Genomic DNA, 10,529 nt, shown 5'->3' on the forward strand with positions numbered 1-10,529 from the left:
GTGGGCGATGAGGGGTTCGAACCCCCGACCCCCTCGGTGTAAACGAGGTGCTCTGAACCAGCTGAGCTAATCGCCCGATAATGGTATTAATTATCAGTATGTGTTTTGATAAAAGTGGTGGGCGATGAGGGGTTCGAACCCCCGACCCCCTCGGTGTAAACGAGGTGCTCTGAACCAGCTGAGCTAATCGCCCTTTTATCATTAATGATTTTCTCATTAATCAGGGTGCAAATATAGCGCTTATTTTTAATTCTGCAAATATTTTTTATAAAACTTCTGCAACAACAAAAGTACTTCCGCCTATGTAAATGAAGTCATTTGTATTGGAGTTTTTTATAGCATTTGCATAAGCATTTGAAACAGAATTATATACTTTGCCTTTAAGGTTGTGCTTTTTTGCATTTTCTTCTAAAATTTTTGCATTTAAACCGCGAGAAATATTTGGTTTGCAGAAGTAATATTTTGCTTTTTTTGGAAATAATGGTAGAATATCATTCAAATCTTTGTCATTTACTACTCCTAAAACGATATGTAATTCATCAAATTTCTCATTTTGAATTTGATTTAGTACAATTTTTAAACCATGTGAGTTATGAGCAGTGTCGCAAATTACTTTTGGGCTAGCATTTAATTGTTGCCATCTGCCAAGTAAACCAGTGTTCTTTACAACATTCAAAAATCCATTTTTTATATTTTCTTCTGAAATTTTAAATTTCTTCTGAGTTTGTATAACTTTAATTGTTTGTTGTACTGTTTTTTTATTGTGAACTTGATAATCTCCAAGCAGAGCAGATTTATAAGTTTCAGTAATTAGATCAGAAGCGAAATATATATCGGAATTCGTTTCTTTTGTTTTTTCCAAAAATACCTTTTTAGTTTCTGAGGTAAATTCTCCAACGACAACTGGAATATTGTTTTTTATGATTCCTGCTTTTTCAAAAGCAATGCTTTCAAGAGTGTTTCCTAAAAATTGTGTGTGATCGAACCCTATATTTGTTATAACAGAAACTAAAGGTGTAATAATATTTGTGGAATCTAATCTTCCGCCCATTCCAACTTCGATAATATTTATATCTGTTTTTTCTTTTACAAAATATTCGAATGCTAGTCCTACAGTCATTTCGAAAAAACTTAAATCATTGGCTTCAAAAAACGATTTGTTATTCGCTACAAATTCACAAACAAACTCTTCTGATATTTCTTCGTTGTTGATTTTAATTCGCTCTCTAAAGTCTTTTAAATGTGGCGAGGTGTAAAGTCCAACCTTGTATCCAGCTTCTTGAAAAACGGATGCTAGCAGATGTGAGGTCGATCCTTTTCCGTTTGTTCCTGCAATATGAATGCATTTTAACTTTTTTTCAGGATGATTTAAATGCTCGGCGAGTAAAAGTGTGTTGGTTAAATCTTTTTTGTAAGCAGTCGCTCCTTGCAATTGATACATCGGTAACTGATTAAAAAGCCAATTAGTTGTTTCTTGATAGTTCATTACTTTTTTAATAAAAAAATCCTAAAACAAAATAATATCTCAATTTTGTAGTTTAATATTGTATTAGAATTTATCTTTAGTGCAAATTTGAGATTATTTCTTTAACTAATACAAAAATACAATTTATATGATTAACTTTTTTCTTCAAGTTCAAAACGATACACTCGCTCAAGCTGCAGGAGCTGTTATAGAAGGTACGGTAGCTACAAAGGAAATTTCGGTTTTAGAGTTTATTTTAAAAGGAGGTTTTTTTCTTATTCCAATTGCAATTTTACTTTTTTATACTTTTTATATAATCATTGAACGTTACCTATATATCAGTAAACGAGCCGTTATCGATCCTAATTTAATTCGTGACATTCGCGATAATTTGAATGCTGGAAATATTGACATGGCCGTCTCTACAGCCGAAAGAAATTCTACAGCTTCAGGATATGTTTTACGTGAAGGAATCCTAACAATAGGAAGACCAATTGCAGAAATTGAATCGAATATGGAACGTGCAGCCAACATTGAAGTTGGTGAAATGGAAAAGAAACTTGGTCAATTAGGACTAATCGCTGGTATTGCTCCAACTTTAGGTTTCATCGGAACCATTTCTGGAGTTATCAAAATTTTCTACAGCATTTCGCAAACCGAAGACATCAGTATTGGTAATATCTCTGGAGGTTTGTATGAAAAAATGATTAGTTCTGGTGCCGGATTAGTAGTTGGTATTATCGCCTACGCAGCTTACCACTTATTCAACGGAAGAATCGACAGTTTTGCGTTAGGTATCCAAAAACAAGTTTTAGATTTTGTTAATATAATTCAACGCCCAAATGGTAAAACGAAATAAAAGATTTCACGCAGAAGTAGCAACTTCGTCTTTGAGTGACATTATGTTCTTCTTGCTTTTGTTTTTCTTGATTATATCAACATTAGCCAATCCGAACGTTATAAAAATGACACTTCCAAAGTCAAAAACTAGCGAAAAAACCAACAAACAGCTCATTAGTTTGTCGGTTACCGAAGACAAGCGATTTTATCTTGACAAACAAGAAGTAGCTTTCGATCAATTAGAATCAACTTTGTTAGCTCAAATGGGCGATGCTAAAGACCAAACGGTAGTAATCCGAATTCCATTCAACCTACAAGTGCAAGATTTAGTAGATGTGCTGCAAATAGGAGTAAAGAACAAATTAAAGTTCGTAATAGCAACAAGCAATTCTAAATAGATTTTAAAAATAAGGAGCGAATTCCCGAAGCGTCGGGATCGGGCATTATCAGTAATCCATTTTCCTGCTTTCCGTTACAATAAAAAATGTCCCGAAACAATCGGGACATTTTTTATTTTCTCTGCAATCAGGGCTAGATAATTTATGTATTGAATTTTTGTTAATCCTTCAAACTAAAATTATATCGAATAGTTCCCACTTGTTTTTCAGTTCCATTTGGGCTTGCACTCCATTTTGTATTCATTGCAGCAATTCTCGCTTGACTAGCTAAACATGCAGCAGAATTGGTTGTTCCTCTAGCTCCAGGACTTGCACTAATTACATTTCCGTTTTTATCAACCGTAATTTGTACCACAACAACGCCTTCTTCATTACAATTATAGACTGGTTTTGGTTTGTTCAACGCACTTCTTCCAGTTAATGCATATCCGCTTCCGTTGCCAAGTCCATTACCGCTGCCGTTTCCTCCGCCACTTCCAGAACCTGTTCCTGCTCCAGTTCCTGTGCCATTACCAGTTCCGTTTCCGCCACCAGTTCCGCCACCAGAACCACCAGTTCCAGAATATCCAGTAGAATTTATATCTCCGTTAGCTCTACCTTGATTTCCCGAAGTTCCGCTATTTCCATCACCGCCTTTTTTGTTTCCTTTTAAAATGTTATCCAAAGCAGAATCTACTTTTTTAATCGGTTTTTTTACTTCAACAGGTTTAGTAACCTCAGGTTTTAAAACAGGTTTCGGGTTTTTTACAGGCTCTTTTTTAGCAATAACAACATCCGTTTTATCAGCATCAGCTTCTTCTGTAATTATATTTTCTTCAGGAGTTTCTGCTGCGGCAGTTTGTTTTACAACATCTTTTACGTCTAACTCTTTACTTTGATAATCTGCACCCGAACCAAAATCGGTGTCACCAAAATTTACAGTAACTCCGCCACCGCCACCGCCACCAGCCATTGCTAGCAAATCGGCATCGGATGGAGGCCAAAAACGAATAAAAAATAAAATCAAAAGTAAAACGCCGTAAATAATAGTAGCTGCCACAAACGACTTTCTTTTATCGGCTGCAGTAGAATCTAAACTATTATCCATGTTTTTTAAATCTTTCATATCATTTCTATTTGCTTTTTAACGCTGAAATATACTAAAAATTGTAGTAGCAATAGTTATACCAATTGTTTTAATGCAATTTCAAATGCTGTTGCGCTGATATTTTTCTTGTCAGAATTTAAATCGTGTGCTCTTTCAATCGCTTTTTTAATGATTTCAGATGTGTCGTAGAAAATAGCTTCGTCTGTCATTTGAACTTTTTGCTCCATGAAATAAGCAAAAACTCGTGCCATTCCACAATTGGAAATAAAATCTGGAATCAAACTCACTTTACTATCAGTTTCTTCCATAATTGGTCCGAAGAAAATTTCTTTATCTGCAAACGGAACATTCGCGCCACAAGAAATCACTTCCAATCCAGATGCAATTAAATTATCCAATTGATCTTTAGTAACCAATCTTGATGCAGCACAAGGCGTAAAAATTTCAGCACCAATTGTCCAAATCTTTTTATTGATTTCGTCAAAAGGTATCATGTTTTCAGCCACTAATTTATTTCCGTCTTTGTTCAAAAATAATCTTCTGATTTCTTCAAATGAGAATCCGTTTTCATTGATAATTCCGCCATCACGATCGATAATTCCAATTACTTTCACACCCATTTCTGCAAGATAAAAAGCAGCTGCTGAACCCACATTTCCAAATCCTTGAACGATGGCTTTTTTACCGTGAAAATCTCCGCCATACGTATTGTAATAATGACGAACCGCTTCGGCAACGCCATAACCAGTAATCATATCGGCAACAGTATATTTTCTTAAAACGTCTGGAGAGAATTTTGTGTTTTCAATCACTTTAACAACACCTTGACGTAATTGTCCAATTCTGTTGATTTTATCGGCTTCTGTTGGTTTGAAATGTCCGTTAAAAACACCTTCTTGCGGATGCCAAACACCACATTCTTCTGTAAACGGAATCACTTCATGAATTTCATCTACATTTAAATCGCCACCAGTTCCATAATAACTTTTCAATAACGGAGAAACGGCTTTATACCAACGTTGTAAAACGCCTTTTTTTCTTGGATCGTTCGGGTCGAAATTGATTCCCGATTTTGCTCCACCAATTGCTGGTCCAGAAACTGAGAATTTTACTTCCATCGTTTTTGCTAACGACAAAACTTCGTTCATGTCCAATCCTTTTCTCATTCGAGTACCACCGCCAGCAGCGCCACCACGAAGTGAGTTTATAACTGTCCAACCTTCAGCTTCGGTTTCGGTATCTTTCCAGTTAAAAATTATTTCAGGTTCTTTGTTTTCAAATTTTTTAAGTAGGTCTTTCATTTTTTTGTTTGTGTAGTCTGTTTGTTGTGCAAATATATGTTTTAAAAATATTTGTTTTTTGTTAATGTGATAATGTTTTAATAAATGTTGCCTGAAGAATGATCCATTTTTGCTCCAGTAACACTACTCAAAACATTAATTTCATTTCGTAATTTCAAAACGCCTAAAAGCGCAAAAATCAACGCTTCTTTAAATTCTAAAGTTTTATTATCAGGAATTATGATTTCGATATTTGGTAAGTGAAATTGCATTCGTTCAATTAAAAAATCATTGTATGCGCCACCGCCAGTTATCAGAATTTTGCCAGATTTTATTGGTAGGGCAATCGAAGTTTGATAAGCAATATGTTCTGTAAACGTATGCATTTTGTCATCAATTGAAATAGAATAGTTTTCTATTAAAGGCAAAACAATTTCTTTTACAAATTCAAATCCAAGTGATTTTGGAAATGCTTTTTTGTAATAATCCAAAGCATTTAATTCGTTTAGTAACTCCAAATTTACTTTTCCAGAACTAGAAATTTTCCCTTTATCATCATAATCCAGTCCTAATTTATTGGCGTAAAAATTCAAAACGGTGTTTACCGGAGAAATATCAAAAGCAATTCGTTTGTTATTTGATTCAAATGAAACATTAGAAAATCCACCCAAATTCAAGCAATAATCATATTCAGAAAATAAAATTCGATCTCCAATTGGTACCAAAGGCGCGCCTTGACCACCAAGTCGTACATCTTGAACTCTAAAATCGCAAACTACTTTTTGATTAATAATTTTAGCAATTTTAGGAAGATTTCCAATTTGTAAAGTAAATCCGTTTTGTGGTTGATGTAAAATGGTATGTCCGTGCGAACAAACGGCGTCAAGATTAGAAATTTTGTACTTGGCTATAAATGAATTAATTACATTTCCTAAATAATCAGTATAATCTTCGTTTAGTTTTGTTAATTCTTCTGATGAAAAACCAACCGCCACTTTCAATTTGTTTAACCAATCATTTGAATACGAAACAGTTTCAGATTCAAGGATTTCATACGACCATTTTTCGTTTTTTATTGTGAAATTAATGCGTGCCAAGTCAATTCCATCAAGTGATGTGCCGCTCATTACTCCAATAACAGTGTAGGTTTCTTTAAACATTGGCTAAAATTACGAAATCGTTTGAAATTTAATATTTAATAATTACTTTTGTGTTCTAAATTTAAGAACAAATAATTCACAAAAATATGGATTTTAATCTAACCGAAGAACATTTAATGATTCAACAAGCCGCTAGAGATTTTGCTCAAGCAGAATTGTTGCCAGGAGTTATTGAAAGAGACGAACATTCTAAATTTCCAACAGAGCAAGTCAAAATGATGGGCGAACTTGGTTTTATGGGAATGATGGTCGATCCAAAATATGGCGGTTCAGGTTTAGATAGCATTTCATATGTTTTGGCAATGACTGAAATTGCAAAAGTTGATGCTTCTGCAGCAGTAATCATGTCGGTTAACAACTCTTTAGTTTGTGCCGGAATGGAAAAATATTGCAACGAAGAGCAAAAAATGAAATATTTAGTGCCACTTGCAAAAGGTGAAGTAATTGGAGCTTTTTGTTTGAGCGAGCCAGAAGCTGGAAGTGATGCGACTTCGCAAAAAACTACTGCAATTGACAAAGGAGATCACTATTTGTTAAACGGAACAAAAAACTGGATTACAAATGGTTCTACAGCATCGACGTATTTAGTTATTGCTCAAACTGATGTTGAAAAAGGTCACAAAGGAATCAATGCATTCATCGTTGAAAAAGGTTGGGCAGGTTTTGATATTGGTCCGAAAGAGAAAAAAATGGGAATTCGCGGAAGCGATACGCATTCGTTAATGTTTACTGATGTGAAAGTTCCAAAAGAGAATAGAATTGGTGCTGATGGTTTTGGTTTTTCATTTGCTATGAATGTTTTAAACGGAGGAAGAATCGGAATTGCATCGCAAGCATTAGGAATTGCAACTGGAGCTTATGAAATTGCTTTAAAATATTCTAAAGAAAGAAAAGCATTTGGAAAAGAAATTTTCAATCACCAGGCGATTGCTTTTAAATTGGCCGATATGTATGTGAAAGTTACTGCTGCCAAATTATTAGTAATGAAAGCCGCTTGCGAAAAAGACGAAGGTAAAGACATTGCACATTCTGGAGCGATGGCGAAATTATATGCTTCAGAAATTGCGCTTGAAGTTGCGAATGAAGCCGTTCAAATTCACGGTGGAAACGGTTATGTTGCCGAATACCATGTAGAACGAATGATGCGTGACTCTAAAATTACTCAAATTTATGAAGGAACTTCTGAGATTCAAAGAATTGTAATTTCAAGAGGATTGGTATAATATAATAGTTTACACAATTATAAATTCAACCCCTTTCAGTTTATTCTGAAAGGGTTTTGTTTTTGAATTTCGCATTAAAAATTATGAAAATAGCACTTTAAAATTAATAAAATATAATTTGTATTCATCGAAATAAAAATCAATGAAATAACACTTTTTATTTTGGCAATAATTACGTTTCTTTGTTGCTTACTATTAGTTTACAATCAAAAAGATAGATTTTTAGATTTATTGAAATTTAAATTTTAATCTAAATTGTATTCTATAACGTAAATACTTAAAAAGATTCAAGAAATATGCTGATTCCATCTATTCAAAAAACATTAAGCGAGTTGAGTGATTTATTATCTCAATTATCTAAAGATGATTATACTTGTCCATGTTTTGGATTAAGTAATGCCACAATCGGTGAGCATACACGTCACATTATAGAAATGTTTCAATGTCTTGAAAACCAATATGAAGGTGGAATTGTGAATTATGATGACAGAAAAAGAGATTATCAAATTCAAACCGATACTGATTTCGCTAAGCAAACTATCGTTGCAATAATCAATCAATTAGACAGACCAAATAAATCTTTGAAATTACAACAAATCGTTGACGGTGAAGAATTGCTAATTGATACCAATTACAATCGTGAATTGTTGTATAATTTAGAGCATTGCATTCATCATCAAGCGCTTATAAAAGTGGCTGTTTTACAAAATGATTCCATTACTATCGACGCAAACTTTGGAGTTGCTCGTTCTACTATTGAATACAGAAAACAATGTGCACAGTAAGTTTTGTTTTTTCTAACGGAAAAGCAATTCTAACGCACAATCGTGATGAAAAGATTGCTCGTCCAAGCGCAATTGAACCTCAAAAATATTCTATAAATAATAAAGATATTTATTTCCCAAAAGATCCAAAAGCTGGAGGAACTTGGTATGCAGTTGCCCAAAACGGAACAACAATAGTTTTGCTAAATGGTGCCGATGAAAAACACCAATTAAAACCTTCATATAGAAAAAGTCGCGGCTTAATTGTGTTGGATTTAATTAGTTCAAATTCGCCAATTGAAGCATGGAAATCTATTGATTTATCAGCAATTGAACCGTTTACTTTAGTACTTTTTCAAGATTCGAAATTGTATCAATTGCGGTGGAATGAAGTTGAAAAAACTACTTTAAATTTAGATGTTTCTCAAAATCATATTTGGTCATCATCCACTTTATATCCAAAAGATATTCGGGAAAAAAGAGCCAACTGGTTCCATACATTTTTAGATACGAAGCCAGAAGTTGATGAAGTAGAAATGTTTAACTTTCATCGTTATACAGAAGGAGAAAATCAGGAAAATGGATTAATAATTAACAGAAATAATGTAATGAAAACCCTAAGCATTACGCAATCGGTTATAGAAAAAAATAATATTGTACTTTCGTATGTCGATTTACAAAACCAACAAGAATTTACTAATTCAATTTTAATAAACTAATTTGAGACTTTTTCTTCATAAACTTTTTAATTGGGAATATTGGCCGTTTCAAATTGTCTATATTCCTATTTATTTTTTATGGGCATTTTATGCTCTAAAATCGCGTTCGATTTTCTTTTTTAACGCCAGCAATCCAACTATAAAAAATGGCGGATTTATGGCCGAAAGTAAAAAAGAAATTTATGATATTATTCCTCAAAAATATTATCCTAAAACGAATTTAGTTCTGGAAAAAAGCAACTTCGAAAATGTTCTTTCCGAAATTGAAAAGTCACAAATAAAACTTCCATTTATTGCTAAGCCAGATATTGGATTGCGTGGTTCGGCTGTAAAAAAAATAGATGCTATTGAAGATTTGAAAGTCTATCACGAAAAAGCCAATTTTGATTATTTAGTCCAAGATTTAATTCCGTTTCCCAATGAAGTAGGTATTTTCTATGTTCGATTTCCAAGCGAAAAAAAAGGAAAAATTACCGGAATTGTTTCTAAAGAATTTTTAATTGTTGAAGGTGACGGAATTTCTAGCGTTGAAGATTTGATTGTAAGAAATCCGAGATATGCTTTGCAATTAAAGATATTAAAACAAGAATACGGTGATCAATTAAAAGATATTTTGATGAAAGGCGAAAAACGAAATTTAGTTCCTTATGGAAATCACGCTCGTGGTGCAAAATTCATCGATTCAAGTAATTTAATTTCGGATAAATTGACCAAAGTAATAGATGATTTGTGTCAAGAAATTCCAGAATTCTACTTCGGAAGATTGGATGTTATGTATGATAATTGGGCCGATTTGGAAAACGGAAAAAACTTTGCAATTGTTGAAATAAACGGCGCTGCAAGTGAACCAACACATATTTATGATCCGAAACATTCTATCTTTTTTGCTTGGAAAGAATTGGCGCGACACATCACTTATATGTACAAAATTAGTGTAGAAAATCATAAAAAAGGATTTCCTTATCTTGCTCACAAAGAGGGAATGAAAGAATATAAATTGCATTTGGAACAAAGTAGTAAGATTGTGAATTTTTAAAGAATTACTTTTAATTGGTGCAATTCGTGTAAAATTTAATGCAAAAACTCAAAAACATATTCGTCGGATTTTTAATCAGTTTTATTGGATCTATTCCTTTAGGATATTTAAATGTTGTGGGATATGAAGTTTATAAAAAATTTGGAATAGAAGAAACTGTTTTCTATTTGTTTGGTGTAATTTCAATTGAGTTTTTAGTAATTTATTTCACGTTACTTTTTGCAAATCAATTAATTGGGAATAAAAAACTGATTAAGTTTATTGAAGCATTTTCAATTATTTTCATGTTTCTATTGGCTTATATTTTTTATTCTAGCGCATCAAAAGAAGCAGAAAATCAATCGGTTTTAGAAAAATACGTAGATTATTCTCCATTCGTTGTTGGATTGATTTTAAGCTGTTTGAACTTTATTCAAATTCCGTTTTGGACCAGTTGGAATCTTTATTTGTTGAATGGGAATTATATCGAAATTTCTAAATCAAGAAAATATTTCTACGTCTTAGGAACTGTTTTGGGAACTTTTTGCGGAATGTTAGTCTTGATTTTGTCTTTAGAT

Annotated in this window: 11 protein-coding genes and 2 tRNA genes; 7 read left to right on the forward strand and 6 right to left on the reverse strand. The window is 33.1% G+C overall.

What is annotated here, in order from left to right:
• Position 1: 1 nt before the first annotated feature.
• The 3 genes from DIU01_RS11335 to DIU01_RS11345 all read right to left on the reverse strand — a co-directional run bounded on the left by DIU01_RS11335 (position 2) and on the right by DIU01_RS11345 (position 1,486).
• Positions 2-76, reverse strand: a tRNA-Val gene (locus tag DIU01_RS11335).
• Positions 77-115: 39 nt separating this feature from the next.
• Positions 116-193, reverse strand: a tRNA-Val gene (locus DIU01_RS11340).
• Positions 194-265: 72 nt separating this feature from the next.
• Positions 266-1,486, reverse strand: a complete 1,221-nt coding sequence (locus tag DIU01_RS11345) for a folylpolyglutamate synthase/dihydrofolate synthase family protein (protein ID WP_290834523.1) — start codon at positions 1,484-1,486, stop codon at positions 266-268.
• A gap of 130 nt (positions 1,487-1,616) precedes the next feature.
• Between DIU01_RS11345 and DIU01_RS11350 the strand changes: the two genes are divergently transcribed.
• The gene (locus tag DIU01_RS11350) at positions 1,617-2,324 is read left to right on the forward strand and encodes a MotA/TolQ/ExbB proton channel family protein (protein ID WP_290834541.1); all 708 of its coding nucleotides are present in this window, start codon (positions 1,617-1,619) and stop codon (positions 2,322-2,324) included.
• A complete protein-coding gene (locus DIU01_RS11355) occupies positions 2,308-2,703 on the forward strand; it encodes a biopolymer transporter ExbD (RefSeq protein ID WP_035125591.1) in 396 nt (131 codons plus the stop codon). The genes DIU01_RS11350 and DIU01_RS11355 overlap by 17 nt, the downstream gene beginning before the upstream one ends.
• Before the next feature lie 160 nt (positions 2,704-2,863).
• Here the strand turns inward: DIU01_RS11355 and DIU01_RS11360 are convergent, their stop codons facing one another.
• From DIU01_RS11360 to DIU01_RS11370, 3 genes are all read right to left on the reverse strand, one after another.
• Positions 2,864-3,808, reverse strand: coding sequence for an energy transducer TonB (locus DIU01_RS11360; protein ID WP_290834526.1), 945 nt, complete (start codon positions 3,806-3,808; stop codon positions 2,864-2,866).
• 56 nt (positions 3,809-3,864) lie between these two features.
• Complete coding sequence (locus DIU01_RS11365; protein ID WP_290834528.1) at positions 3,865-5,091, reverse strand: Glu/Leu/Phe/Val dehydrogenase dimerization domain-containing protein; 1,227 nt, start codon at positions 5,089-5,091, stop codon at positions 3,865-3,867.
• 77 nt (positions 5,092-5,168) lie between these two features.
• A complete protein-coding gene (locus DIU01_RS11370; protein WP_290834530.1) occupies positions 5,169-6,230 on the reverse strand; it encodes an anhydro-N-acetylmuramic acid kinase in 1,062 nt (353 codons plus the stop codon).
• Between the two features lie 86 nt (positions 6,231-6,316).
• Here DIU01_RS11370 and DIU01_RS11375 point away from each other — a divergent pair, with 86 nt between their 5' ends.
• From DIU01_RS11375 to DIU01_RS11395, 5 genes are all read left to right on the forward strand, one after another.
• Positions 6,317-7,453, forward strand: a complete 1,137-nt coding sequence (locus tag DIU01_RS11375) for an acyl-CoA dehydrogenase family protein (protein WP_290834532.1) — start codon at positions 6,317-6,319, stop codon at positions 7,451-7,453.
• Between the two features lie 296 nt (positions 7,454-7,749).
• Positions 7,750-8,238 carry a DinB family protein gene (locus DIU01_RS11380; RefSeq protein WP_290834534.1) on the forward strand — a complete coding sequence of 163 codons (489 nt, stop codon included), beginning with the start codon at positions 7,750-7,752 and terminating at the stop codon, positions 8,236-8,238.
• The gene (locus DIU01_RS11385) at positions 8,226-8,936 is read left to right on the forward strand and encodes an NRDE family protein (protein ID WP_290834536.1); all 711 of its coding nucleotides are present in this window, start codon (positions 8,226-8,228) and stop codon (positions 8,934-8,936) included. The genes DIU01_RS11380 and DIU01_RS11385 overlap by 13 nt, the downstream gene beginning before the upstream one ends.
• Position 8,937: 1 nt before the next feature.
• Complete coding sequence (locus DIU01_RS11390) at positions 8,938-9,972, forward strand: D-alanine--D-alanine ligase (protein ID WP_290834538.1); 1,035 nt, start codon at positions 8,938-8,940, stop codon at positions 9,970-9,972.
• Between the two features lie 38 nt (positions 9,973-10,010).
• On the forward strand, positions 10,011-10,529 hold a 519-nt coding region (locus DIU01_RS11395; RefSeq protein ID WP_290834540.1), incomplete at its 3' end, for a hypothetical protein.

Origin of the sequence: Flavobacterium sp. (genome assembly GCF_003525665.1) — a bacterium.
Lineage (GTDB): Bacteria > Bacteroidota > Bacteroidia > Flavobacteriales > Flavobacteriaceae > Flavobacterium.

Bases quoted from the DNA above. Each gene is read 5' to 3' on its own strand.
- DIU01_RS11385 (WP_290834536.1), top strand. From the start codon at position 8,226: ATGTGCACAGTAAGTTTTGTTTTTTCTAACGGAAAAGCAATTCTAACG.
- DIU01_RS11355 (WP_035125591.1), top strand. From the start codon at position 2,308: ATGGTAAAACGAAATAAAAGATTTCACGCAGAAGTAGCAACTTCGTCT.
- DIU01_RS11345 (WP_290834523.1), bottom strand. From the start codon at position 1,486: ATGAACTATCAAGAAACAACTAATTGGCTTTTTAATCAGTTACCGATG.
- DIU01_RS11360 (WP_290834526.1), bottom strand. From the start codon at position 3,808: ATGAAAGATTTAAAAAACATGGATAATAGTTTAGATTCTACTGCAGCC.
- DIU01_RS11380 (WP_290834534.1), top strand. From the start codon at position 7,750: ATGCTGATTCCATCTATTCAAAAAACATTAAGCGAGTTGAGTGATTTA.
- DIU01_RS11370 (WP_290834530.1), bottom strand. From the start codon at position 6,230: ATGTTTAAAGAAACCTACACTGTTATTGGAGTAATGAGCGGCACATCA.
- DIU01_RS11375 (WP_290834532.1), top strand. From the start codon at position 6,317: ATGGATTTTAATCTAACCGAAGAACATTTAATGATTCAACAAGCCGCT.
- DIU01_RS11365 (WP_290834528.1), bottom strand. From the start codon at position 5,091: ATGAAAGACCTACTTAAAAAATTTGAAAACAAAGAACCTGAAATAATT.